25 protein-coding genes are annotated in these 24883 nt (G+C 71.3%); 16 read left to right on the forward strand and 9 right to left on the reverse strand.

Annotation, left to right across the window (positions count from 1 at the left end):
- Positions 1–55: 55 nt before the first annotated feature.
- The 7 genes from VPH61_RS02340 to VPH61_RS02370 all read left to right on the forward strand — a co-directional run bounded on the left by VPH61_RS02340 (position 56) and on the right by VPH61_RS02370 (position 6883).
- Positions 56–790 (forward strand): LysE/ArgO family amino acid transporter, encoded by a 735-nt coding sequence (locus tag VPH61_RS02340; protein WP_332061910.1) that lies wholly within the window; start codon positions 56–58, stop codon positions 788–790.
- Between the two features lie 104 nt (positions 791–894).
- Positions 895–1797 (forward strand): YciI family protein, encoded by a 903-nt coding sequence (locus VPH61_RS02345; protein WP_332061911.1) that lies wholly within the window; start codon positions 895–897, stop codon positions 1795–1797.
- A gap of 80 nt (positions 1798–1877) precedes the next feature.
- Entirely contained in the window at positions 1878–3155 is a 1278-nt protein-coding gene (locus VPH61_RS02350) for an RNA polymerase sigma factor (RefSeq protein WP_332062518.1), read from the forward strand.
- A gap of 85 nt (positions 3156–3240) precedes the next feature.
- The gene (locus VPH61_RS02355; RefSeq protein ID WP_332061912.1) at positions 3241–4161 is read left to right on the forward strand and encodes an ABC transporter ATP-binding protein; all 921 of its coding nucleotides are present in this window, start codon (positions 3241–3243) and stop codon (positions 4159–4161) included.
- On the forward strand, positions 4158–4967 hold the full coding sequence (locus tag VPH61_RS02360) for an ABC transporter permease (protein WP_332061913.1): 810 nt from the start codon (positions 4158–4160) through the stop codon (positions 4965–4967). The genes VPH61_RS02355 and VPH61_RS02360 overlap by 4 nt, the downstream gene beginning before the upstream one ends.
- 21 nt (positions 4968–4988) lie before the next feature.
- Positions 4989–6248: a sensor histidine kinase gene (locus tag VPH61_RS02365; RefSeq protein WP_332061914.1), complete on the forward strand. Its 1260-nt coding sequence runs from the start codon at positions 4989–4991 to the stop codon at positions 6246–6248.
- Positions 6245–6883: a response regulator transcription factor gene (locus VPH61_RS02370; protein ID WP_332061915.1), complete on the forward strand. Its 639-nt coding sequence runs from the start codon at positions 6245–6247 to the stop codon at positions 6881–6883. The genes VPH61_RS02365 and VPH61_RS02370 overlap by 4 nt, the downstream gene beginning before the upstream one ends.
- 99 nt (positions 6884–6982) lie before the next feature.
- On the opposite strand, the gene VPH61_RS02375 is transcribed toward VPH61_RS02370, so the two are convergent.
- Positions 6983–8140 (reverse strand): hypothetical protein, encoded by a 1158-nt coding sequence (locus VPH61_RS02375; RefSeq protein WP_332061916.1) that lies wholly within the window; start codon positions 8138–8140, stop codon positions 6983–6985.
- Between the two features lie 129 nt (positions 8141–8269).
- Between VPH61_RS02375 and VPH61_RS02380 the strand changes: the two genes are divergently transcribed.
- The 5 genes from VPH61_RS02380 to VPH61_RS02400 all read left to right on the forward strand — a co-directional run bounded on the left by VPH61_RS02380 (position 8270) and on the right by VPH61_RS02400 (position 13044).
- A complete protein-coding gene (locus VPH61_RS02380) occupies positions 8270–9301 on the forward strand; it encodes a sensor histidine kinase (RefSeq protein WP_332061917.1) in 1032 nt (343 codons plus the stop codon).
- Positions 9298–9954, forward strand: coding sequence for a response regulator transcription factor (locus tag VPH61_RS02385; protein ID WP_332061918.1), 657 nt, complete (start codon positions 9298–9300; stop codon positions 9952–9954). The genes VPH61_RS02380 and VPH61_RS02385 overlap by 4 nt, the downstream gene beginning before the upstream one ends.
- A gap of 180 nt (positions 9955–10134) precedes the next feature.
- Complete coding sequence (locus VPH61_RS02390; RefSeq protein ID WP_332061919.1) at positions 10135–11838, forward strand: long-chain-fatty-acid--CoA ligase; 1704 nt, start codon at positions 10135–10137, stop codon at positions 11836–11838.
- A gap of 127 nt (positions 11839–11965) precedes the next feature.
- Positions 11966–12340 carry an ArsR/SmtB family transcription factor gene (locus VPH61_RS02395; protein ID WP_332061920.1) on the forward strand — a complete coding sequence of 125 codons (375 nt, stop codon included), beginning with the start codon at positions 11966–11968 and terminating at the stop codon, positions 12338–12340.
- A complete protein-coding gene (locus tag VPH61_RS02400; protein ID WP_332061921.1) occupies positions 12337–13044 on the forward strand; it encodes an NADPH-dependent F420 reductase in 708 nt (235 codons plus the stop codon). Before VPH61_RS02395 ends, VPH61_RS02400 begins: the two co-directional genes overlap by 4 nt.
- 27 nt (positions 13045–13071) lie before the next feature.
- Here VPH61_RS02400 and VPH61_RS02405 read toward each other — a convergent pair whose 3' ends face one another.
- The gene (locus tag VPH61_RS02405; RefSeq protein ID WP_332061922.1) at positions 13072–13533 is read right to left on the reverse strand and encodes a winged helix-turn-helix transcriptional regulator; all 462 of its coding nucleotides are present in this window, start codon (positions 13531–13533) and stop codon (positions 13072–13074) included.
- A 76-nt stretch (positions 13534–13609) separates the two neighbouring features.
- On the opposite strand from VPH61_RS02405, the gene VPH61_RS02410 reads away from it, so the two are divergent.
- Together VPH61_RS02410 and VPH61_RS02415 are read left to right on the forward strand one after the other, a co-directional pair.
- A complete protein-coding gene (locus tag VPH61_RS02410) occupies positions 13610–14011 on the forward strand; it encodes a nuclear transport factor 2 family protein (protein WP_332061923.1) in 402 nt (133 codons plus the stop codon).
- 103 nt (positions 14012–14114) lie between these two features.
- Complete coding sequence (locus VPH61_RS02415) at positions 14115–15785, forward strand: phosphatase PAP2 family protein (protein WP_332061924.1); 1671 nt, start codon at positions 14115–14117, stop codon at positions 15783–15785.
- Here VPH61_RS02415 and VPH61_RS02420 read toward each other — a convergent pair.
- Together VPH61_RS02420 and VPH61_RS02425 are read right to left on the reverse strand one after the other, a co-directional pair.
- Complete coding sequence (locus VPH61_RS02420; protein ID WP_332061925.1) at positions 15751–16419, reverse strand: response regulator transcription factor; 669 nt, start codon at positions 16417–16419, stop codon at positions 15751–15753. The genes VPH61_RS02415 and VPH61_RS02420 overlap by 35 nt on opposite strands.
- Positions 16412–17677 carry an ATP-binding protein gene (locus VPH61_RS02425; protein ID WP_332061926.1) on the reverse strand — a complete coding sequence of 422 codons (1266 nt, stop codon included), beginning with the start codon at positions 17675–17677 and terminating at the stop codon, positions 16412–16414. The genes VPH61_RS02420 and VPH61_RS02425 overlap by 8 nt, the downstream gene beginning before the upstream one ends.
- A gap of 115 nt (positions 17678–17792) precedes the next feature.
- Here VPH61_RS02425 and VPH61_RS02430 point away from each other — a divergent pair, with 115 nt between their 5' ends.
- The gene (locus VPH61_RS02430; RefSeq protein WP_332061927.1) at positions 17793–19478 is read left to right on the forward strand and encodes a PspC domain-containing protein; all 1686 of its coding nucleotides are present in this window, start codon (positions 17793–17795) and stop codon (positions 19476–19478) included.
- A 2-nt stretch (positions 19479–19480) separates the two neighbouring features.
- The gene (locus VPH61_RS02435; protein ID WP_332061928.1) at positions 19481–19957 is read left to right on the forward strand and encodes a hypothetical protein; all 477 of its coding nucleotides are present in this window, start codon (positions 19481–19483) and stop codon (positions 19955–19957) included.
- Between the two features lie 112 nt (positions 19958–20069).
- On the opposite strand, the gene VPH61_RS02440 is transcribed toward VPH61_RS02435, so the two are convergent.
- From VPH61_RS02440 to VPH61_RS02460, 5 genes are all read right to left on the reverse strand, one after another.
- Positions 20070–21317, reverse strand: coding sequence for a UDP-N-acetylmuramate dehydrogenase (locus VPH61_RS02440; RefSeq protein WP_332061929.1), 1248 nt, complete (start codon positions 21315–21317; stop codon positions 20070–20072).
- A gap of 1 nt (position 21318) precedes the next feature.
- Positions 21319–21744 carry a MaoC family dehydratase gene (locus VPH61_RS02445; protein ID WP_332061930.1) on the reverse strand — a complete coding sequence of 142 codons (426 nt, stop codon included), beginning with the start codon at positions 21742–21744 and terminating at the stop codon, positions 21319–21321.
- Entirely contained in the window at positions 21744–22190 is a 447-nt protein-coding gene (locus VPH61_RS02450; protein WP_332061931.1) for a MaoC family dehydratase N-terminal domain-containing protein, read from the reverse strand. Before VPH61_RS02450 ends, VPH61_RS02445 begins: the two co-directional genes overlap by 1 nt.
- 127 nt (positions 22191–22317) lie before the next feature.
- On the reverse strand, positions 22318–22941 hold the full coding sequence (locus VPH61_RS02455; protein ID WP_332061932.1) for a DUF937 domain-containing protein: 624 nt from the start codon (positions 22939–22941) through the stop codon (positions 22318–22320).
- A 378-nt stretch (positions 22942–23319) separates the two neighbouring features.
- Positions 23320–24879 (reverse strand): APC family permease, encoded by a 1560-nt coding sequence (locus VPH61_RS02460; RefSeq protein WP_332061933.1) that lies wholly within the window; start codon positions 24877–24879, stop codon positions 23320–23322.
- Between the last annotated feature and the right edge of the window lie 4 nt (positions 24880–24883).

Consider the following 24883-nt stretch of genomic DNA (forward strand, 5'->3'; position numbering starts at 1 on the left):
GCCGATGAAGAATCCTGAGCTGGAGTAAACCCTCCCACGCATCTACATTCGTCTCGTGCCCTTCTCCTCAGTGCTCGCCGGGTTCGGCCTCGGCCTCTCGCTCATCGTCGCCATCGGCGCGCAGAACGTGTTCGTGCTGCGGCAGGGCATCCGCCGCGAGCACGTGTTCGCCGTCGCCGCGATCTGCGCGCTGAGCGACCTCGCACTCATCATGGTCGGCGTCTCGGGCATCGGCGCCGTGCTCACGGCTGTGCCGTGGCTCGTCGACGTGATCCGCTGGGCGGGCGCCGCGTTCCTCGTCGCCTACGGGCTGCTCGCCGCGCGGCGAGCGATCCGTCCGAGCGGCGAGGCGCTCGAGGTCGAGGTCGCCGAACACGAGGTCGAGTCGGCCGAAGCGGATGTCTCGGGGCTCGTGGGGGCCGGGGTCGGGACACCTGCGGCACTCACGAACCCCGCGGCATCCGCTTCGGCCGCGACCTCGACGCTCACCCGGCGCAGCACCGGCCTCGCCGCCGCCGTGCTGACCTGCCTCGCGCTGACGTGGCTGAACCCGCACGTCTACCTCGACACGGTGTTCCTGCTCGGCTCGGTCGCGAACACGCACGGCGACGGCCGGTGGGCCTTCGCGGCAGGTGCGGGCGCCGCGAGCCTCGTCTGGTTCTTCGGTCTCGCCTACGGCGCGCGGCTGCTCGGCGGCGTGCTCTCGAGCCCGCGCGCATGGCGCGTGCTCGACGCGATCATCGCCGTCGTCATGGTCGGGCTCGGCGTCATGCTCGTGCTGCCGCACTGACCGAGGCGCCGAAAGCGGATCCCTCCGATCACCGCGCAGGTGTCGAGAACGGCTGTCGCCGTTCGTCGTACTTGCGTAGCGTGACCGAGAGAGAGGATTCCACCATGGAATACGCACTGTTCTACGCCGAGGGCGACGAGCCCATCGCCTACGTGCCGGCGGCCGACGACATCGGGGCCTGGGTCGACGACCTCGAGCGCCGGGGTGCGTCCGAGTACGGCGAGCGGCTGCGGCCAGACGAGGATGCCACGACCGTGCGGATCCGCGACGGGCAGCTGCTCGTGACCGACGGACCGTTCACGGAGTCGAAGGAATCGATCGGCGGCTTCGACATCATCGACGTCGAAGACCTCGACGAGGCGATCGAGATCGCGTCGAGGCATCCGGCCGCCGCCTTCGGCAGGGTCGAGGTGCGCCCGTTCATGCAGTGGCCGGACGCCGACCCCGAGGCTCGCGTGGTTCCCACGGGATTCCGCGAGCGTGCGGCAGTCGGCCGCCGGTACATCATGCTCGTGGTCGCCGAGTCGAAGGGGCGCCGCGCGGTCATCGGCGACGACGGCGGCGAGCCGGCGCCGACCGACGACGCGACGACCGAAGACGTGACGACCGACGCCCCGGAGACCAGCGACGACCCCGACGCCTGGGTCGACGAAATGGACGCCAGGGGAACCCGCTTGTTCGGCGAGGTGCTGCGCGGCCCCGAGGACGCGACGTTCGTGAGCCGCCGCGCCGGCGAGGTGCTCGTCAGCGACGGCCCGTTCGCCGAGTCGAAGGAGTGGATCGCGGGCTTCGACGTGCTCGAGGTGCAGGGTCTCGCCGAGGCGATCGAGGTGGCGTCGAAGCATCCGATGGCCAGGGGCGGCACGCTCGAGCTGCGCCCGCTCTGGCCGTTCGACGTGCACGACGACCATGTCGCGCGCACCGAGCGGGAGGCCGCCGAACGCGGCGTGCGGGTCGAGCCGGTCGCCGGCGTCGCGCTCGCCCAGGTGGCAGGGGCGGGCAGCTGAGTCGCGAACGCACGACGGCCGAGGGGCCGACGGCCGAGGGCCGGGTCGACGACGGACTCGGCCCCGAGGTCGCGGCCGCCCTGCACTCCGCCTTCGAGACCGAGTGGGCGAGGGTCGTCGCGACGCTCATCCGCGTCACCGGTGATTGGGATGTCGCTGAGGACGCGACCTCGGGGGCGTTCGAGCGCGCGGCGACCGCATGGGTGCGCGACGGCGTGCCGTCGAAACCGGGAGCCTGGCTCACCACGGCCGCGCGCAACCTCGCACTCGACCGGCTCCGGCGGCGCGGTGTCGAGTCGGGCAAGGTGCGGGAATGGATATCGATGGAAGCACTCGAGGGGCGAGGCGGCGGACCGCCCGACCCGGCCGACGTCGCGATCGCACGCGACGAGCCTGCCTGGGACGATCGCCTCCGGCTCATCTTCACCTGCACCCACCCGGCGCTGCCGATGGAGTCACGGGTCGCCCTCACCCTGCGCACGGTCGCCGGCCTGCAGACGAACGAGATCGCGCGTGCCTTCTTCGTGCCCGAGTCGACGATGGCGCAGCGCCTCGTGCGTGCGAAGCGGAAGATCCGGCACGCGGGCATCCCGTATCGCGTGCCGCCGCCCGAGGCCCTACCGGATCGGCTCGACGGAGTGCTCGCCGTGCTGTACCTCGTCGCCAACGAGGGCTACGTGGCCTCGTCGGGCGACCGCCTGCAGCGGGTCGACCTGGCCGTCGAGGCGATCCGGCTCACGCGGCTCGTCGTCGGCCTGCTCCCCGAGGCCCACGAGCCCCGCGCCCTGCTCGCACTCATGCTCCTGCAGCACGCACGCGCGTCGACGCGCGTCGATACCGACGGCGAGCTCGTGCCCCTCGAGGAGCAGGATCGCGATCAGTGGGACCGCCCGCTCATCGCCGAGGGTCTCGCGTTGCTCGGCGAGGCGCCGGTCGCGAGAGGCGAGCGCGGCCCCTACCGGGTGCAAGCGGAGATCCAGGCCGTGCACGTTCGCGCACGCACGCCGCAGGAGACCGACTGGGCGGCGATCGTGCGGCGCTACGACGAGCTCGCGCTGCTCATGAAGGGTGCGTCGCCGTTCGTCGAACTCGCCCGGGCGATCGCGATCGGCATGGCGGGCGGCCCCGACGCCGGCCTCGCGGCGCTCGCAGCCCTCGAGTCGTCGGATCGCCTCGCCGGCTACCACCTGCTGCCGGCTGCGCAGGCCGACCTCCTGCGCCGATCCGGGCGAGCGGATGCCGCGGCCGCACGCTACCGCGAGGCGATTCCGCTCGCACCGACGACGCCCGAGCGGCGTTTCCTCGAACACCGCCTGGCCGAGGTCGAGGCATCCGACGCCCCGCGGCCCGAACACTGAGCACGCGCCATCCACCGATCGGTGGACGCCGGGATCGAACCTTCGGGGGCTGCCGCTGCGTGCGCAGTCGCGAGAGGCTTTCGGTATGAACACCACACGCACGGATGCCGCGGTGCGGGTCCGCGGGCTTCGCAAGGTCTACGGCGGGGTGACCGCCGTTGACGACCTCCACCTCGACATCGCCCACGGCGAGACGTTCGCCCTGCTCGGCCCGAACGGCGCCGGCAAGTCGACCACGGTCGAGATCCTCGAGGGCTACCGGCTCCGCACCTCGGGCGAGGTGAGCGTGCTGGGCATCGACCCGGCGCGCGGCGGCCTCGACTGGAAGTCACGCATCGGCATGGTGCTGCAGTCGACGGGCGAGACGGGGCTCCTGACCGTGACCGAGATGCTGCGGCACTTCGCCTCGCTCTACCCGAACCCACGCGACATCGACGAGGTCATCGCCGCCGTCGGGCTCGAGGCGAAGGCGAAGACCCGCGTCGCGAAGCTCTCGGGCGGCCAGCAGCGCCGCGTCGACGTCGCGCTCGGCATCGTGGGCCGGCCCGAGCTGCTCTTCCTCGACGAGCCGACCACGGGCTTCGACCCCGAGGCGCGGCGGCAGTTCTGGGGGCTCATCCGGTCGCTGAAGGCCGAGGGCACGACCATCCTGCTCACGACCCATTACCTCGACGAGGCGGCGCAGCTGGCCGATCGCGCCGGCGTCATCGCCGGGGGCCGGCTCGTCGACGTCGGCGCCATCGACGAGATCGGCGGTGCGGAAGCGCGCACGCCCGTCGTGCGCTGGCGCGACGCTGCCGGCACCACGCATGAGGTGCGCACCGTCGAGCCGGGGATGCACGTGGCATCCGTCGTCGCCGCACTCGGCCGCGAACCGGACGGCCTCGAAGTGATCCGCCCGACCCTCGAGGACATCTACCTGGGGCTCGTGCGCGACGCCTCGACGGGTTCGGCAAGCGAACTCGACGACACCGAACTCGACGACACCGAGGAGGCACTCGCATGACCACCAGCCTGATGACCCAGGGCACGTCGCGCATCGGCGTCGAGACGAAGACCTACTTCCGGGCCGCCGACACCCTGTTCTTCACCTTCCTCTTCCCGTTCGTGATGCTCGCGATCTTCTCGGCCGCCTTCAGCGCCGCGGGCGAGGTCGGTCCCCCCGGGGCCGAGGTCTCGATGGGGGCCCTCTACCTGCCGGCGATGCTCGCCGCCGGCATCTTCCTGTCGGGCGTGCAGAACCTCGCCATCGACATCGCCATGGAGAAGTCGAACGGCACGCTCAAGCGGCTGGGCGGCACGCCCCTCTCCCCCGTCGGCTACTTCGCCGGCAAGATCGGCCAGGTCTTCGTCACCGGCACGCTGCAGGCCGGTCTCCTGATCCTCGCCGGGTGGCTCGTGCTCGGCATCGAGCTGCCGACCGATCCGGCGAAGTGGGTCACGTTCGCCTGGGTGTTCGTGCTCGGCCTCACGACCTGCGCACTGCTCGGCATCGCCCTCTCGGCGCTGCCGCGCTCGGGCAAGAGCGCCGCAGCGGTCGTCATCCCGGTCGGGCTGATCCTCCAGTTCATCTCGGGCGTGTACCTGCAGTGGAACATGCTGCCCGACTGGCTCCAGAACTTCGCGAGCCTGTTCCCGCTCAAGTGGATAGCCCAGGGCATGCGCTCGGTGTTCCTGCCCGAGGGCTGGGAATCGCTCGAGCAGAACGGCTCGTGGAACCTCCCCGGCGTCGCGATCGCGCTCGGCATCTGGCTCGTCGTCGGCTTCGTGCTCTCGCGAATCACCTTCCGGTGGATCCGGCGCGATGCCTAGCCCGCGTGGCACACTCGCAACATGCTGAACAGGCGATGGTGGGATGTCGCGGCGATCGCCGTGGCATCCATCCTCGTGCTCTTCACCCTGGCCGACCCGCCGCCGTACGGACCGAACGACTGGGGCGTCTGGGCGACGACGGGCGCGTTCCTCGTCTTCTACTACGCCTACGCACGGGCCCACGTCGGGATCGATCGGCTCGGCCCGCACCTGGTGGTCACGATCGGGTTCGCGGTGCTCGTCGGCGTCGGCGCCGCGTTCGAACCCTCCTTCGCGATCATCCAGGTGTTCGTCTACCCCTTCATCTGGACCACGGCGCCGTCGATCCGCAGCGCGCTCGTGTCGAACGTGCTCATCGGCGCCGCACTCGCGGCCGGCTACGTCGTGCACTTCGGCCCGAGCGGCATCGTCGCCGGCGTCATCAGCGCGGCGGTCTCGGTCGGCTTCAGCATCGCCCTCGGGCTCTGGATCTCGAACATCGCCCGGTACGGCGAAGAGCGAGGCCGCCTGCTCGAGGAACTGCAGGCGACGCAGGGCCAGCTCGCCGCGATGCACCGCGACGCCGGGGTCGTCGAGGAGCGCGCCCGGCTCGCCCGCGAGATCCACGACACGATCGCGCAGAGCCTGACCGGGCTCGTCATGGTGGCGCAGCGCACGGGCACACGGCTCGACGGGATCGAGGGCGAGGCCGCGGCATCCGCTCACGCCGACGTCGAGCTCATGGAGCAGATGGCGCGCGAGGCGCTCACCGAGGCGCGCGGCCTCGTCGCCTCGCTCGCACCGGTCGAGCCGGGCGCGGGGCTCGGCGACGCGCTCGCTCGACTCGCGGCGAGCTTCGAGCGCGAGACCGGCGTCGTCGTGACGGTCGCGACGAGCGCCACGGGCCTCAGTCGCGAGCACGAGGTCGTGCTGCTGCGCTCGGCGCAGGAGGGCCTCGCGAACGTGCGCAAGCACGCGAGCGCGCGGCACGCGGCGGTTACCGTGGAGTCCGTCGGCGACGAGGTGGTGCTCACGGTCTCCGACGACGGTGTCGGCCCCGGAGCGGCGGCGCCCGGCAGTTCGGGCTTCGGGCTCACCGGCATCCGCGACCGCACCTCGCTCGTCGGCGGCTCCTTCACGATCGAACCGGGCGACGGCGGCGGCACGGTGCTGCGCGTCGGCGTTCCCCGGGCGGATGCCGCGGCAGACCCCGCCACGCCCGACTCGAGCACACCCGCCGGTCGAGGAGCGCCCGACGCAGGAGGACGCGTCTCGAGACCCACCACCGAGGAGACGCCATGACCGCCGCGATCCGCATCGTCGTCGCCGACGACCACCCGATCGTGCGCGCCGGCATCGTCGGCCTCCTCGAGTCGGAGCCGGGGCTCGAGGTCGTCGGCGAGGCCGCCGACGGCGCCGAGGCGGTGGCCGTCGCGACATCCGCTCGCCCCGACCTCGTGCTCATGGACCTGCGGATGCCGCAGCTCGACGGCGCAGCGGCGACCGCGCGCATCCTCGCCGACGTGCCGGGCACTCGCGTGCTCGTGCTGACGACGTACGAGACCGACGACCACATCCTCGCCGCGATCGAGGCGGGCGCGAGCGGCTACCTGCTGAAGGCGGCGCCGCAGGCCGAGATCGTGGCGGGCATCCGCGCCGTCGCGGCCGGTGAGACCGTGCTCGCCCCGTCGATCGCGGCGAAGCTCGTCTCGAGAGTGCGCGCCGATGCGTCATCGCTCGCGCAGCCCTCGCTCTCGCCGCGCGAGCTGCAGGTGCTGCGACTCGTCGCCGAGGGTCGTTCGAACCCCGAGATCGCCCGGGCGCTCTTCATCGGCGATGCGACGGTGAAGACGCATCTGCTGCACGTGTTCGAGAAGCTCGGAGTCAACGACCGCACGCGCGCGGTGACCCGCGCGATGGAGCTCGGCCTCCTCTGAGCGTCGTCGCTCACCCGTGACGCCGGCCACGACGCGGACGCCGGCCCGAGACGCTGGCGTCCGCGTCCCTCGAGGGCGCTCGCCCGCGCCCGCCGTCGACTACGCATCGATCGTGCTCGGATGCGAGCCGATGCGGGGCGCCGGCCCGCCCGCCGAGCCGGCGTCGAGGGCTCCCCCGTGACGATCGCTCGGCGCCTCGGCGACCCCGAGACCGCACGCCTCGCACAGCCCCCGCCGGCGGCGACGGTAGGCGAGGGCGCTCACGAAGAGCGCGGCGCCCCAGACCGAGAAGAACACCTCGGGCAGATTGAACGCCCAGGTCTCGGGGGTGATCCCGTCGATGAGCACGATTCGCAGGTACATGAACGACGCTGCGGTCACCAGGACGGAAACGAGCATCGCGGGCACCACGGCCAGCATCGGCGGCACACGCCGGCCGCCGAGGCCGATCATCCATCGCGGGAACACCTCGCCCCAGCGCTGGATCAGACCGAGCGTCAGCACCGCCCCGATGATCCCGAACGATGCGAGGGCGGCGCCCGCGACCCACAGGCCCTCGTCTTTCCCCTCCTGGTAGGCATCCGGGTCCATGCCGAGCGAGAAGCCGAGGGCCCATGCCCACCGGGTGGCGCAGTAGACCAGCGGCGCGGCGACCGCGATCCAGGTGGCGCGGCGTCCCCAGCGATCCACGAAGGATCGCTTCTCGGCACCTGCGCGCCCGCAGATGCGGCAGGAGTCGGTGACCCGACGGCGGTAGGCGACCGCGGTCAGCGCCCAGCCGATTCCCGCGAGCAGGCAGATCAGCAGGTTCATCCGCGGCACCAAGTAGAGATCGCTCCATCCGCTCCCGTCCGGCCAGACTCCGAGGAGCTTGCCGATCGCCAGGATGGGTGTGTACGCGACCACGATCAACGTCCGATAGTCCTGGATGCCGATCGTCAACAGGATCGCCAGCAGCCAGGCGTAGGCCGGCAGCAGACCCCGCGCCCACCGGCCGGCCACGCCCCGAGCCATCAGTATCGCGACCACCGCGCCCGTGAGACCGATTGCGGCGATGACCGGCCCGGCGACGTCGGGCGTGGCCTGCCCCAGGAGTGAGACCTTGACCGCGGCGCCCGGCTCGGCCATGAGCTCGGGGTCACCCGTGCCGAACGGGAAGCCGCTGCCGCCGAACGCCCACCACACGCCGAGCGCTCCGTACGCGGCCGACCATGCAGCCATGACGTATCCGATCCAGGCAGTCCAGGTTCTTCTCATGATTCGAGCCTCGACCGATCGGGTTCCGCAGACCATATGCCGTTCGACACATGATCGGCGACACCTGACCCCGTATTCATGCCGATCGACACAGTGTCGTGTGGCACGGAACCCATAGGCTCGACTTCCATGGACCGACGAGGCGTGGCCGCGAACGCCGTCGTTGTGGGCACGGCCGCCGCCGGGTCGATCTCGATCATGATCACCGCACTGGTGCGGGCCGGCCTGCTCCCGAGCGGCGCGAGCGAGAGCGGCGGGCCCTGGCGGCTCGCCGAACCGCTCGTGCTCGCGGGCCTGGTGTTCGTCGTCGTGCGCTGGGCGAGCCCACGAACGGCGGTCGTCTCAGGGTCGCTGGCCGCCGCCGGTTCGGCACTGTGGGTGCAACGCTACCTGCCGGATGGGCCCGCCCTCGATGCGGTGTTCGCGAGTGCGGTGTGGCTGATCCCGTCACTCGCGGCCGGAACGGTCGGGTGGTACCTCTGCTGGGCCGGTGCCGAGCGCACGCGCGCGATCGCTCTGGCGAGGTCCGAGCAGCGGCTGCGACTGGCGCTGGACCTGCACGACTTCGTCGCCCACGACATCAGCGAAATCGTCGCGCGGGCGCAGGCCGGTGCCGCGGTGCTGCCGCTCGGCGACCCGCGGGTGGCGGAACTGCTCGAGCAGATCGAGGCGGCCGGGCTGCGAGCGCTCGAGTCCATGGACCAGACCGTGCACGCGCTGGACGACGGCCCCGTGCGCATCACCCGCGGCGGCATCGACGACCTCGACGAACTCGTGCGGAGGTTCGCAGCGGCCGGTGACGTGAAGGCCGTCGTCGAGCGGCGACTGACCCACGACGTGGATGCGACGATCGGCGCCGAGGCCTATCGCGCAGTGGTCGAGGCGCTCACGAATGTGCGCCGGCACGCCGTCGGAGCGACGAGCGTGACCGTGGCGCTCGAGGAAGTGGCCGACCGCTTGCTCGTCTCGATCGCCGACGATGGTGCCGAACGATCGGGCACCGCTCGCCGAGCCGCGGGCGGACTGGGCCTGGCGGCGATGACCGACCGGGCGAGGCAGCTCGGCGGCAGTGTCGAGGTCGGGCCTCGCCCGCTGCGAGGCTGGCAGGTGACCGTCGACCTGCCACTGTTTCGCAACGCCGACCGAGGGGCGATCACGTGACGATCCGGCTCGTGATCGCCGACGACCAGCGCGGCATTCGGGACGCCTTCCGCATGGTGCTGGACGCCCAGCCCGACATGACCGTCGTCGGTGAGGCCCCCGACGGCACTGCCGCCCTCGACCTGGCACGGCGGCTGCAACCGGATGTGGTGCTTGCCGACATCCGCATGCCGGGGCTCGACGGACTGGAACTCACCTTGGCGCTCGCCGGCCCTCAGGTCACTGAGCGCATTCGCGTGATCGTGGTCACCACGTTCGATCTCGACGAATACGTCTACACCGCGCTGCGCAACGGCGCGTGCGGGTTCCTCCTCAAACGCTCCGGACCCGCACTGCTCGTCGAGGCGATCCGCGCCGCCATGGCCGGCGACACCCTGATCAGCCCGCAGCTGACCGTTCGGCTGCTCCGCCATGTGGTGGCCCCGACGACTCCTGACCGCGACGGTCCGCCGCTCAGCGACCGCGAGCTCGAGGTGGTGCGACTCGTCGCGCAGGGCAGGACCAATGCCGAGATCGCCGATGACCTCTTCATCAGCGCCGGAACGGTGAAGAACCACGTGGCCAACATCGGACGCAAGCTGCAGGCCTCCAATCGCGTCGCGATCGCCGCCTGGGCATGGTCGACGGGGCAGGCGGAGGCCGGCAGAGTCTGATCGGATCGTCGCTTCGGTCGTCGGCGAGCGGAAGGCAGCTGACCGAGCCGGTGCGCGCAGACGACTCGGTTCAGGCACAGCGGATGCCACCTACGCTGGAGGTGGCATCCGCACAACGCCTGCGAGGGCGGCCGGCCACACGGGTGGCCGGAGTGCGCGTGAGATCCGAGGGGATGACGCATGCACCCGTATGACGACCGACCGTGGCTGGCCCACTACGCCGACGGCGTGCCGCCGTCGATCGAGGAACCGACCCAGACCCTCGTCGACATGATCGACGACGCGGTCGGGCGGTTCAAGCGACGCACGGCCCTCGAGTTCTTCGGCGCCGAGACGAGCTACCGCGAGCTCGGCGAGCAGATCGCCTCCGCCGCCGAGGGACTGCGCCGACTCGGCGTGGTCGCGGGCGACCGAGTCGCGCTCGTGCTGCCGAACTGCCCGCAGCACGTCGCCGCGTTCTACGCCGTGCTGCGCCTCGGCGCGATCGTCGTCGAGCACAACCCGCTCTACACGCCGCCCGAGCTGCGGCACCAGTTCGAAGACCACGGCGCTCGCGTCGCGATCGTCTGGAACAGCGTGGCCGACACGGTCGCCGAGTTCCCCAGCGACATCCGCCCGGCCCACATCGTCTCGGTCGACCTGACCCGCGCACTTCCCTTCGGCAAGCGGATGGCGCTGCGCCTGCCGATCCCGAAGGCCCGGCGCTCGCGCGCCGCCCTCACGACGACACCGCGCGCCCGCGGGCTCGTCGAATGGGAACGCCTCACCTCGCGGCGGGCGCTCGCCCAGCGGCATCCGCGCCCCTCGCTCGACGACACGGCCGTGCTGCAGTACACGAGCGGCACCACCGGCACGCCGAAGGGCGCTGTGCTCAGCCACCGGAACCTGCGCGCCAATGCGATGCAGGGCCGCGCCTGGGTGCCGGGTCTCGCCGAGGGCGAGGAGGTGTTCTACGGGGTGCTGCCGCTCTTCCACGCCTACGGCATGACGCTCTGCCTGACCTTCGCGATGTCGATCGGTGCGCGACTCGTGCTGTTCCCGAAGTTCGACTCGGGCCTCGTGCTCGCCGCCGCGCGACACTCACCGCCGACGTTCCTGCCCGCGGTGCCGCCGATCTACGACCAGCTCGTGCACGCGGCGGCAGGTCATCCGCGCGCCCTCGAGCGCATCCGCTTCGCCATCTCGGGCGCGATGAGCCTGCCGATCGCGACGGTCGACCGCTGGGAGAGCGCGACCGGCGGCCTCCTCGTCGAGGGCTACGGCATGACCGAGTCCTCGCCGATCTCGGTCGGCAACCCGATGGGGCCGACCCGTCGGCCCGGCACCGTCGGCGTGCCGTTCCCGAGCACCGAGATCCGCGTGGTCGATCCTTCCGATCCGGCCGAGGACCGGCCGGCGGGCGAAGCCGGCGAACTGCTCGTGCGCGGGCCGCAGGTCTTCCAGGGCTACTGGCGGCGCCCGGCCGAGACCGCCGAGACGCTGCTGCCGGGCGGATGGCTCCGCACGGGTGACATCGTGCGCGTCTCCGACGACGGGTTCGTCACGATCGTCGACCGCGTGAAGGAGCTCATCATCACGGGCGGGTTCAACGTGTCGCCGTCGGAGGTCGAAGCCGCGCTGCTCGCCCACCCCGATGTGCGCGGCGCAGCGGTCGTCGGGCTCCCGCGCGCCGACGGCGGCGAGACCGTGGCAGCCGGGGTCGAGCTCCGCGAGGGCGCGGTCTTCGACGAGACCGCCCTCCGCGAGTTCTGCCGTGCGAGTCTCACGCCCTACAAGGTGCCGCGCCGCATCGAGCTCTTCGACGAGCTGCCGCGCTCGCTCATCGGCAAGGTGCTGCGGCGCGCGGTGCGCGATGAGCTGCTCGAGCGTCGCTCGGCTTCATAACAGCGCTCGACGCGCGGTGTTCGCTCGTCCGTCGCGGTTCCCGGTTATGTACGCATTTTCATGTACATAGGCTAATGTACACATCAACATGTACATGTGAACGGATCGAGCAACGAGAGGAACCGACATGGCGAGCCGGCTGGCACGTCCGTTGACGATCCCCGACGAGCACGAGATCGACCTCTTCGAGGTGATGGCGGCCCTCTCCGATCCGGTACGGCGGGCGATCCTGGCGAGCATCGCAGGGTCTCCGGGCGCTTCCTGCAGCACCTCCGACTTCGGGGTCACCAAGTCGGCGCTCACCCGGCATTGGCGCGTCCTGCGCGAGTCCGGGCTCATCCGACAGGAAGTCGATGGCACCCGCCACCGCAATTGGCTCCGCCGAGAAGAGGTCGATCGCCGCTTTCCGGGCCTCCTCGACCTCGTGTTCGAGCAATCGGAGCAGGCAGCCGAGTCGCAGACGGGCCACCAACGACCACTACCCGCAAGGACCTCCCAATGAAGCGCATCGGAATCATCGGCAGCGGAGCGATCGGCACTGCGATCGCTCGTCTCGCCGTCGCAGCAGACCTCGACGTCGCCATCGCCAACTCCCGAGGGCCCGAGTCGTTGACCGACCTCATCGGCGAACTCGGGTCACGCGCCCAGGCGGTCGAAGTCGGGGAGGCAGCGACCTTCGGCGACATCGCGGTGCTGTCGATTCCGCTGGGCGCCTATTCCAAGCTTCCGAACGGCCTGCTCGACGGTGTGACCACCCTCTCCACAGGGAACTACTACCCGTATCGCGAGGGGCGCATCCCGCAGCTCGACGCACTGCAGCTCGCAACGGCCGAGTACGAGCTCGAACTTCTTCCGGGGGCCCGCCTCGTCAAGGCGTTCAACAACATCGTGGCGCACCACATCCCGCTCCTCGCGCACTCGCATCCGCGCACTGCACTGCCCGTCGCCGGCGACGACGCTGAAGCGAAACGTCGGGTCGCGAGCCTCGTCGAACTCCTCGGCTTCGATGTCGTCGACGCCGGAACACTTGCGGAGTCGTGGCGATTCGAACCGGATTCCGGCGCGTACACCGCCATCTATGCAGCCAGCGGAAGCGGCTTCGAATCGGACTTCCTCGCGGACCGGGGCGCTCCGCTCCCTGCCTCCCGCCTTCGCGAACTGCTTGCCGCGTCGCACCGGCCGGATGTCGCGGCTCGCCGCTTCTGAAGCCGGGACGCCGACTCGGCTGCAGCGTCAGCCGCCGGTGCCGTCGGCGTCGTCGATTCGTCGGTCGTAGACGTCGCGGGCGTCGAGCACCTCTTCGATGTGCTGCTCGGCCCAGAGGCCGAGTGCGGTCAGGGGTTCGCGAAGCGTGAGTCCCAACGGCGTCAGCTCGTACTCCACCCGAGGGGGCATCTCGTCGTAGGCGGTTCGCGTGAGCACGCCGTCGCGTTCGAGGTCGCGCAGGGTCTCGGCAAGCACCTTGCCGCTGATTCCGCCGACGGCCTGGCGGATCGCGCCGAATCGGGCGGGGCCGTCGCTCAACGCGATGACGATCATCGCCGTCCACTTGTTCGCGATCTTCGCCAGCGAAGTGCGGGACGGACAGGTGGGGAGCATGACGTTCCAGACCGGTGGCGCCATCTCTGCCGGCGTCGTGGGTGCTGCCTGCGGTGACGTCGCTGCTTCGGTGCCCACGCGCTCCACGATCGCCATGCTCGCCTCCAGTTACGTTGAGGTAACAAGTTACCATCTGAAACCATGGCTCCTACCAGCCCACGAAGGAGACATGATGACCGAACAGACCCCCGCGGCAGTCGCGGCAACCTACTTCGACGCCCTCGGGCGCGGCGACATCCCCACAGTGATGGCGCAGTTCAGCGACGCCGTCGTCTGGCACCAGCCCGGCGCCAACCGGTTCTCGGGCGACCACCACGGCGTCGCCGGCGTCGGCGCCCTGCTCGGCGGCATGATGGAGGCGAGCGAGGGCAGCTTCCAGCTCGCCGTCACCGGGCCATCGATGGTCAACGGCGAACTCGTCGCGGTGCCGGTGCGGTTCACCGGCCGACGAGCAGGTGCGTCGATGGACATGTCGGGCATCGACCTGCTCACGGTTCGCGACGGCAGGATCGTCGAGGTGCACCTGTTCTCAGAGGACAGCGACGCCGAAGACGCATTCTGGGGCCGGGGCTAGTCTCTCTCGCCGTGCGTATCGGGGCCGGCCGCGAAGTCGGCCCCGATTCCGCACGTTTGGCAACCCGTCGACGGCCCGGAATCGGCGCGCCTACGATGACCGCGTGGTGTTCCGCAACCTCCGAGTCGCCGTACAGCGTACGAGAATCCTGCCCGCCTGGGTCCGGCGAGCGGATGCCGCGGCCGCGCGTGCCGTGAGCGCCCGCCGTACGCATCCACTGGCCGACCGGTTCTGGTCACGGATCTCGGGCTTCGCCGACCGCGGCGTGCTGTGGTGGAGCATCGCGGGCGTGCTCGCGGTCATCGGACGCCGCCGCACGGCCGCCCGCGGCCTCGGCTCCCTACTCGTCGCGAGCGCGCTCACCAACGTGATCGCCAAGCGGGTCTTCGGCGGCGACCGCCCGTTGCTCGCCGACGTGCCGATCGGCCGCCACCTGCCGAAGCCGCCCATCACCCCGTCGTTCCCGTCTGGACACTCGGCGAGCGCAGCTGCCTTCGCCACGGGAATCGCGATCGAGTCGCCCCGGCTCGGCGCAGTCCTCGCCCCGGCTGCGCTCGGCGTCGGCTACTCGCGGCTGCACACCGGCGCTCACTGGCTCTCCGACGTCGTCGGCGGGCTCGCCCTCGGCGCCGGGGTCGCGGGGCTGAGTGCACTCGTGGCGCGGCCGGGGCCGGCTCCCCTCGATGCGTGGGTCGCGAGCGGCGACGACCGAGCCCTACCGGCCTCCCCCGACGGCAGCGGCGTGTTCATCGCCGTGAACCGCGCATCGGGCACGAGCGTGCTGCGCGGCGACCCGGTGCGGGTGCTCGAACGGCGGCTGCCGCTCGCCGAGCTGCACGTGCTCGACGGCGCCGGTGGCGACGACCGCGGCGCCAACGCCGGCCGCGCGAGCGACGACGACGGCCACGACAGCGACGACGACCCGGCCGCCGCGGTGCGCGCGGCCCTCGCCCGTGAGCACCCGCCGCGCATCGTCGGCATCTGCGGGGGCGACGGCTCCGTCGCCGCCGTGGCGCACGAGGCCCGCGCGGCCGGCGTGCCGCTGCTCGTCGTGCCCGGCGGAACGTTCAACCACTTCGCGCGGGCGGTGGGCGCGGCATCCGTCGACCTCGCCGTCGACGCCCTGCAGCGAGGCGAGGGCGTGCGGGCGGATGTCGCCGAGCTGCGGTTCGCCGGCGGCCCGCCGATCACGGTGCTGAACACCGCCTCGGTCGGCCTCTACCCCGACTTCGTCGCCGAGCGGGAGCGACGTGAAGGTCGGTGGGGCAAGTGGCTTGCGGCCGTCATCGCAGCAGCGCGGGTGCTGCGCCGCTCCGCGCCGGTCACCGTCATCGTCGAGGGCCGCCGCGCCCGGGTCTGGACCCTCTACGTCGGGGTCGGCCCGAACGATCCGGGCATCCCGGCCCCGATGCAGCGGCGTCGTCTCGACGGCGGCGTGCTCGATGTGCGCGTGCTGCACGCCGGCTCGCGAGTGCGGGCCGCCGGAGCGCTCGCCTTCGGCCGGCGCACGAGTGCGGTGCTCCGTAGCGCACGGCTGCTGCCGAAGCGACTCGAGTCGTACACGACGGAGGCGATCGAGGTGCTCGTGCGACCCAGGCGCGGCCAGCCGCCCGGGTTCGCGCACGACGGCGAGGTCTCGATCGACGCCACCGCCGAGGCATCCGCTCGCACTGCGGCGCCCGGCTATCGCACGAGCGTGCGGATCGTTCCCGCAGCGCTCGACGTCTATCGCCCGGCTGCTACAGCAGGCGCCGAGCGTTCGCCCAGGCGGTGAGCTCGTGCCGGCTCGAGAGCTGGAGCTTGCGCAGCACCGCCGAGACGTGCGTCTCGACCGTCTTCGTCGAGATGAAGAGCTCAGCCGCGACCTCCTTGTAGGCATAGCCGCGCGCGATCAGGCGCATGACCTCCTGCTCCCGCGCCGAGAGCCGGTCGAGCTCGTCGCTCGCCGCCGCGGTCTCACCCACGGCGGCGCCGAACGCGTCGAGCACGAAGCCCGCGAGCTTCGGCGAGAACACCGCGTCGCCGCCGGCCACGGCGTGCACGGCCCGACTGACGTCGGCGCCCGAGGAGCCCTTCGTGATGTACCCGCGGGCACCGGCGCGGATGACGCCGACGACGTCTTCGGCCTTGTCCGAGACCGAGAGCGCGAGAAAGCGCGTCGAGGGCACGGATGCCGCGGCGCGCCGGATCACCTCGGCGCCGCCGCTCGTGCCCGCCGGCACCGCGACCCCGGGCAGGTGCACGTCGAGGAGCACGACATCGGGCGCGGCATCCGTCACCACCGCGACGGCGGACTCGACGTCGTGCGCCTCGCCGACGACCTCGATCGTGTCGTCGAGGTCGGCCTTCAGTCCCGACCGGAAGATGGAGTGGTCGTCGACGATCACGACCCGCACGCGCTCAGCCACGGTGGCCCTCCGCGCGTTCGGCGGCCGGGAACCGCAGCCGCACCTCGGTGCCCACGCCGCCGACGCCCGGGCGCACCTCGCCCGACCCGCCCGCACGGCGCATGCGACCGATGATCGACTCGCGCACCCCGAGCCGGTCGCCCGACACGTCGGCGAGCGCGAAGCCCGGGCCGCGATCGCGCACGAAGACCTCGACGGAGTCGGGCGTCGACTCGACGTAGACCGAGATCTCGCCGCCCGCGTGCCTGGCCGCGTTCAGCATCGCCTCGCGGGCGGCCGCCGCCATCTCGCCGCTCGCGCGCTCGCGCGACTCGCCCACGACCACGACGTCGACCGTCACCGCGTAGTCGATCTCGAGCGCTGCCCCGAAGTCGCGGAGGTCGGTGCCGAGGTCGCTGTCGGCGGGGGTGTCACCGGCGAAGAGCCAGTCGCGGAGCTCACGCTCCTGGGCTCTCGCGATGCGGGCGACCTCGCTCGTCGCACCCGCGCGATTCTGGATGAGCGCGAGCGTCTGCAACACCGAGTCGTGCAGGTGCGCGGCGATCTCGCTGCGCTGCTCCTCGCGGATGCGCTTCGTGCGCTCGGCCGTGAGGTCGCGCCACGCGGTCACGAGCGTCGGCGCGTAGACGAGCGCGATGCCGAGCACGGCGGCGAGCGCGGCCGCGAACGTGGGCACCGGGTACCAGTTGGCGTTCGGGCCGAAGACGAGCGCGAGGGCCGTGATCGCGAGCAGCGCCGTCGCGACGATGCGGATGGCGAGCTCCTGGCGCGGCCCGCGGTCGGGATCCGGCCGATCGATGAAGGTCGCCCAGGCACCTGACGCCACCGCGAGGCAGACACCGGCGAACACCGCGAGCAGCCACGACTCGAGCCCGCTGCCGCCGGCGTCGACCACACGACCGCTCGTGACCCATGCGGCGAGCAGCGAGACGGCGGAGCCGACCATGAGCAGCCACGCCACCGGGGCGCGCCGCGTAGGCCGCTCGTCGCCCGGCGCCCACGGCGAGAACACCCAGAGCCACAGGTAGAGCAGGAGCCCGGCGCCGCTCGCGAGGCTCGTGACGACGAACGCGGCCCGCACGACCCAGACCGGCCAGCCGAGATGGGAGGCGAGCCCGGCCGAGACGCCCGTGGCGATGCACGCACGCGGCCGCGTCAGGCGAGGGGCGGATGCCGCGGCATCCGCTGACCCCGATGGCGCGTGGTCGGCGGGCACGGACGCCGCGGCATCCGTCACCTGCTCTGCACGTGACTCCATGCTTGCAATCCAAGCAGACGACGCCGCGATCGCCCCGGCCCGGGCACCCGGCTCAGGGTCGAATCAGGGATTCACCCCATGGCGGGGCAACCGCCCACCCTGCCAGCATCGAAGCATGGAGACGAACCCGACCGCCCCCGAGGCGGACCCAGTGCAGGACGACGTGAAGGGGGACTCCGCGGCGTCCGGCCCGAACGCCCACGGGGCGGCGGGATCGCCTCCATCCTCCGGTGAGCCCGGCGCGGCAGGACCCGGCGATCGGCCGGATGCCGCGCCGGGCACCAGCGCTGGAACCGGCGCCGGCCTCTACGCCTGGCTCCGCAACCTCGGCGTGCCGCGACGCGCCGGCTGGCTCGGCGGCGTCTGCGCCGGCGTCGCCGCCCGGCTCGGCATCGACCCGCTCATCGTGCGTGGCATCGTCGTCGTCGTCGCGCTGCTCGGCGCGCCGTTCGTGCTGCTCTACGCGATCGCGTGGGTGCTGCTGCCCGACGCCGAGGGCGAGATCCACTTCGAGCGGCTGACCCGCGGCATCGTCGACCCGGCGATCGTCGGCATCGCGGTCATGGGCGTCATCGGGTTCATCCCGCTCGTGCAGGGCGGATGGCTCGGCTGGCGCTGGTGGCCCGAATGGCCGTCGCTCCACGACCCGATCTTCGGCTTCGACCTCGGCGTGCCGCTTCGCGTGCTGTGGGTGCTCATCCTCGTCGGCGGCGTCATCGCCCTCGTCGTCTGGCTCGCGCAGCGGGCCTCCCGAAACTCCCCGAGCGGCGGCGGCGCGCGAATGGCTTCCGCGGCCACCGCCGCCGCTCCGGGGTCCCCCTCGACGGTCGCCTTCGCAGCAGCGGATGCTGCGGCCACCGCACCTGCGGGCACCGCCCCTGCCGCCGCACCCGCGGCCGGCTCGACGGTGCCGACCACCGAACCACCCGTGCCCGCTGAGGGCGCCGACGCCGCGGCGATCGCCGAGTGGCGCGCCCAGCACGAGGCGTGGCGCGTCTCGCACGCCGAGTGGAAGTCGGGCCAGGATCAGGCCGAACGTGCCGCCCGGGCACAGGCCGCCGCCGAGAACAAGGCGAAGGCCCGCGAGCTCACGGCCCAGGCCGACGCTGCCCGCGCCGCACGTCGTGCGAGCCGGCCGAGGGCGAGCGCCGCGTTCGTGTTCACCGTGCTCGGCCTCGCGCTCATCGCCGGTGCGATCGCAGCGATCTGGGCGCTCGCGTCGCCGAGCATCGCCGGGTTCGCGATCCCGATCGCCATCGCGGTCGCGACCCTCCTGCTCTCGATCGGCATGATCGTCGCGGCGCTCCGGCGCCGACGCAGTGGCGGCCTCGCCTTCATGACGATGCTCTCCGCGATCGCGATGACGGTGGCCGTGTTCGTCGCATCGCTCACGCCGCAGGGCACACTCGTGCCCCCGGGGTACAGCGTCTCGCTCGACCGCTCGCAGCGGCTCGTGCAGCCGTTCGGCGACGCGTTCATCCACTCCAATCAGTGGTGGCGCGACGTGGCGCCCGTCGTCGAGCTGCAGCAGGGCACCGGCAACACGTGGATCACGGTCGAGCCCGACACCGAGCTCGTGCTCGACGCGAGCGAAGCCGGTGAGATCGAGATCGTCGTCTGGTCACCCGACTACTCGTCGAGCTCCGTGCCGCAGATCGGCGGACTCGATCGCGGGGCGCTCCTGCTCGGCGGCGAGGGCGGCGTGCGCGAGTACCGGGCGGGCGACGAGCCCGTCGACGCGAAGATCGTGCTCGAGCAGGGCTCCGGCATGGTGCACATCGAGATCCGCGAAGGGGAATGACCATGACCACGAACCCGAACGACGCCTCGAAGTCCTCGACCGATCCGGATGACGCGATCACCGCGATCCTCGCCGGCCCTGGCACTCCCGGTGCTGATGCTGGTACTCGTACGGCGCTGACGCCTCCCGCTGCGAGCGACCTCCCGGCTACTCCTGGCGCGTCCGCGACTCCGGAGCCGCCGCTGCCCCCCGTGCCGCCCGTACCGCTGGCGTCACCGGTGTCATCCGTGTCGCCCGTTTCACCGGCACGACCGACCGTGCGCTGGGGCGCCCTCGTCTGGGCGCTGCTCTTCGGCGCCACGGCCGCGACGACCCTCTGGGTCCTCGTCGATTCCGCGCGACGCGACCTCGTCGGCGACTGGCTGGTGACGCTGAGTCCGCTCACCGCGACCCTCGTGGCCGTCATCATCGTGGGCGTCGTGCTCGCCCTCTTCGGCATCGTCGGACTCATCCGCCGTGCGGAGCGCGCCCGAAGCTGACGCTCACGCGCACATCCCGCCCATGTGCCGCGAATCGACCTTCCGCAACGAGCGAAGGTCGATTCGCGTCACTTCATGGGCGGCGGAGGAGCCGGCCGGGCGGGACCGTCCGTCAGAGCTCGACGCCGATGAGCACGGGCTCTGGTCGCAGCACGATGCCGAACTCGGCCTGCACGCGTCCCTGCACGAACCGTGCGAGCGTCGCGACCTCTTCGGCCGTTGCGCCGCCGCGGTTCGTCAGGGCCAGCGTGTGCTTCGACGAGATGGCCGCACGCGAGCCGGGCAGTGCGAAGCCGCGACGGATGCCCGAGTGCTCGATCAGCCAGGCCGCCGAGAGCTTCACGAGTGATTCGGCCTCGACCCGCTCGGCCACGGCGACGTCGTCGCCGAACTCCTCGATCTCCGCCTGGTGCGCGAGGAAGGCATCGAGCGGCGACGCCGACATCGAGGCGAGCGATCCGAGCGGGGTGATCTCGTCGGGCACCTCGGGCTCGACGTACCAGCGAGGCGCCGTCGCCGGGAGGGTTCGGGCCACGTGCTCCCCCACGATCGGGTTCGTGAAGAACGAACCCGCGCTCACCGAATCGGCGTCGGCCGGGTCGAGCACCATGCCCTTCGAAGCGCGGAGCGCGAGCACGCTCTCGCGTACTGCGGCGATCGCAACCCGGTCGCCCTGCTGCACGTGCAGCGCGTCGGCGAGCTGCCCGTAGGCGATCGGCTGCCCGAGCGCCTCGCCCAGCACCGCTCGTTCGGCGGCGGTGTCGTGCAGCTCGAGTTCGACGGTCACGACGATGCCGGCGAGTCCCTGCTTCAGCACCGAGGTGCGGTAGCCGAGCTCGAGTTCGGCGGCCGTCATGCGGCGCGGTGCGTCGGCGCCCTCGTCGAGGAACTCGATCGCGACGAGCGTCGAGGCGAGCTCCTGTCCGTACGCGCCGATGTTCTGCACTGGCGCGGCGCCGACCGAGCCGGGAATGCCCGAGAGCGCCTCGATGCCCGAGTACCCGTGCTCGACGGTCCATGCCACGAGGTCGTCCCACGACTCGCCGGCCTGCACGCGCAGGCGAACGGCGCCGTCTTCCACCGTTGGTCGAAGAGACGCGCCAGCGCCGTCTCGAGACCCCGGCCCGGAGGGCAGCACCTCGATGCCGCGGGTCGCGACCCGGATCACGGTGCCCTCGAACCCCTCATCGCCCACGAGCAGGTTCGAGCCGCCGCCGAGCACGAGCCACGCGTCATCCGTCGCCCAGGTCTCGGTCGCGAGGTCGACGAGGTCGCGCTGCGTCGTCGCCGTCACCAGTCGGCCGATCGGCCCGCCGACCTGCAGCGTCGTGAGATCTGCGAAACGGATGTCGCCGCTCATGTCAGCCCAGTGCGACGCGGACTTGCGCCTTGCCGAGCACCGTGTCGTCGCCGAGCTTGACCGTGAGATCGATGCGGGCGACCGTCGCGGCCTCGTCGAGCTGGCCGACCTTCGCGGCGACGGTGACGGTCGCTCCGCTCTGCGGGTCGACCACGACGGGGCGGGTGAAGCGAACCTGGTAGTCGGCGATGCGGCCGGGGTCGCCGGCCCAGTCGACGACGGGCTGCACGGCGAGTCCCATGGTGAGCATGCCGTGGGCGAGCACGCCCGGCAGGCCGACCTCGGCGGCGACGTCGTCGCGGTAATGGATCGGGTTGAAGTCGCCCGAGGCACCGGCGTACCGCACGAGCGAGTCGCGGGTCAGCGGGTACGACCGCTCGGCGACGATGTCGCCGACGGTGAGGGATGCGAAGTCGGGGGCGGCCATCAGTCTTCTCCTCGCACGACGAGCTGCGACACGGCGGTGACCACGTGGGCGCCTTCGGCATCGACGATGACGGACTCGGCGACGACGATCGAGTGGGCGCCGAGCGTCTTCACACTCGAGACCGTGAGCGTCGCGGTCAGCAGGTCGCCGGCGACCACCGGGCGCGTGTAGCTGAAGCGCTGGTCGCCGTGCACGACGCGCGAGAAGTCGATGCCCGCATCGGGCTCGGCGAGAAGCTGTGCGAGCGTCCGCTCCTGCACGACGATCGGGAACGTCGGGGGCGCGACGACATCGGCGTAGCCCGCCGCACGCGCGGCCTCGGGGTCGAGGTTGATGGGGTTCGTCGCGAACACGGCGCGGGCGAACTCGCGCACCTTCTCACGACCGACGAGGTAGGGCTCGGTGGGCGGGAGGGTCCGTCCCTGGAGCTCGGGGTTCACTGGCACCCCGCCAGTCTATGCGGGGGTGCGAGACCTCGTGGGTTGAGGAGCGAGCGCAGCGAGTGTCTCGAAGCCCACCCCTGAGCGCGGTTTCGAGACGGCGCCGGCGCGCCTCCTCAACCCACGGGAAGCGTCAGCGCTTGCCGCCGCCGAGGAGCCCGCCGAGCAGGTCGCCGAGGCCACCGCCCGAGCCCGAGCCCGAGCCGCCGCCGAGGAGGCCGCCCACGAGTCCGCCGAGGTCGATGCCACCGCCCCCGCCGGTGCCCGACGACCCGGAGCCTCCGCCCAGGAGCCCGCCGAGCAGGTCGCCGATGCCGCCGCCGCTCGACTCGTTCGATGCTGCAGCGGGTTCGGCCTGCTTCTTGGTGAACTGCGCGGCGAGGAAGCTCAGCACGATCGGCGCGAGGATCGGCAGCAGCTTGCCGATGAGGTCGCCCGCTCCGCCCTCCTTCTTGTCGAGCGCCGTGACGACCTTGTCGGTGTTGTCGCCGAAGACGTTCTTCACGATCTTCTTGCCGTCCTCCTCGTCGACGTCGGCGAGGTTTACCCCGCCCTCGATGAGCTTCGGGTCGTGCTTCGCGACGGCCTTCTCGAGCGACGCGGCACCGGCGGGGTCGGCGGCGTTCGCGCCGAGGCCCGCAAGCAGCGCGGGCAATGCGTCGTCGACGGCCTGCTTCGCGGTCGCCTCGTCGACGCCGAGCTTGGCGGCGATGTCGCCGATCGGGAGGTTGGCGACGATGTCGTCGAGAGCAGCCATTCGGGTTCCCCATTCCGGCGCCCGCGGTCGGGGCGTCCACGGTTACCGTATCGATACGGGATGCCCGGGGGAAAGTGGCATCCGCTCACTTGCGTCACCCTCGCTACGCCGATGCCTCGTCGAGCGGGTCGGGCAGATAGGCCGTGATGTCGAGCGGCTGCGTCGGCGGCAGCTCGAGGTCGGCGGGGTCGATGCGCTGGTGCACGTTCATGGGGTCGTCCCTTCGTCGGCATGCTCTACAGGAATGTCCGGCATCGGGTGATTCGTTGCGTTGACGCGCGAGATTGTTCGAAGTCGTTGCCGACGTGCCGGCGCACGACGAAACGAGGCCGCCCCCTGGTGTCGCAGGGGGCGGCCTCGTCGGTACTGAACCTCGGCTCAGTCCTCTGCGACCGCGCGAGACAGCGTCTCGCCGCGGAAGAAGGCCGGGCGCTTGCGCCACTGCCACAGCATGACGACTACGCCGCCGAGCAGCACGACCATGCCGAGGATGAAGACGAGGCCGACGCCGGCGACGTTCGAGCCGCTGCCGTACGACGGGTCCATGCTGTCGACGAGCGTCGTCACGAACAGCACTGCGAGGATGACTCCGCCGATGAGCGGCGCGAACAGCGTGAGGAAGGCGTTCCGCACAGAGACGAACCACACCTTGCGGAAGAACCACACGCACGCGAACGCCGTGATGCCGTAGTAGAAGCAGATCATCATGCCGAGGGCCGTGATCGTGTCCCACAAGACGTTCTCGCTCACGAAGCGCATGACGGCGTAGAACACCGATGCCACGACCGCGGAGACGATCGTCGCATACCCCGGCGTGAAGAACCGCGGGGAGACCCGGGCGAACTTCTCAGGCAATGCGCCGTAGTGCCCCATGGCGAGCAGGGTGCGCGCGGGCCCGACGAACGTCGACTGCAGGCTCGACGCCGAGCTCGTGAGTACGGCGAGCGAGACGAGCACCGCGAGCGGGCCGAGGATGGGGCCGGCGAGGTGGAAGAACACGTTGTCCTGGATGTCGGGGTTGCCAAGGCCGTACTCCCCTGTGCCCACGCCCGCATAGGCGATGAGCGACACGGCGATGAGCAGGTAGAGCACCACGATCGCGACGACCGTGATCGTCGCGGCCCTGCCGGGTGTCTTCTCCGAGCCGCGCGTCTCCTCGTTCATCGTGAGTGTCACGTCCCAGCCCCAGAAGATGAAGATCGAGAGTGAGAGGCCGGCGACGACCGCCGAGAACGAGCCGACGGCGAACGGGTTGAACCACGACCACTCGATCGGCGTGGCGTCGAAGGCGTTGCCGTTCGCGACCTCGACGAGCGCCGCCACCGAGAACACGATGAGCACGAGCACTTGGAAGCCCACGAGCCAGTACTGCAGCTTCTGCGTGGTCTGCATGTCGCGGTACGAGATCCACGTCGCGCCGAGCATGAAGAGCAGGCACGTCACGACGTTGATGAGCGGGTTGGCGGCGAGCGACGCGATGTCGGGGTTGCCCGTGACCTGCGAGATCAGGAGGTACAGGAAGTCGACCGCAATGCCCGCGAGATTCGAGAGCACGAGGATCGTTGCAGCGACAAGCCCCCAGCCGGCCATCCAGCCGATCCACGGGCCGAAGGCGCGCGTCGCCCAGGTGAACGAGGTGCCCGAATCGGGCATGCGGCGATTGAGCTCGCGGTAGCCGAGGGCGACGAGCAGCATCGGGATGAAGCCGACGAGGATGATCGCGGGCACCTGCACGCCGACCTCCGACACCGTCGGGCCGAGGGCGGCCGTCAGGGTGTACGCGGGTGCGATGCACGAGATGCCGATGACGATCGCGCCGATGAGGCCGACCGAACCAGCGGAGAGACCCTTCTTGGAGAGGCCGCCCTCCTTGCCGTCGATGGCGGCGCTCGCCGTGGTCAGCGGAGCATGCTGCTGGGTGGGTTCTTGCTGCGTCATTGCA

The organism is Agromyces sp. CCNWLW203 (assembly GCF_036576125.1).
In the GTDB taxonomy this organism is placed as follows: Bacteria; Actinomycetota; Actinomycetes; order Actinomycetales; family Microbacteriaceae; genus Agromyces.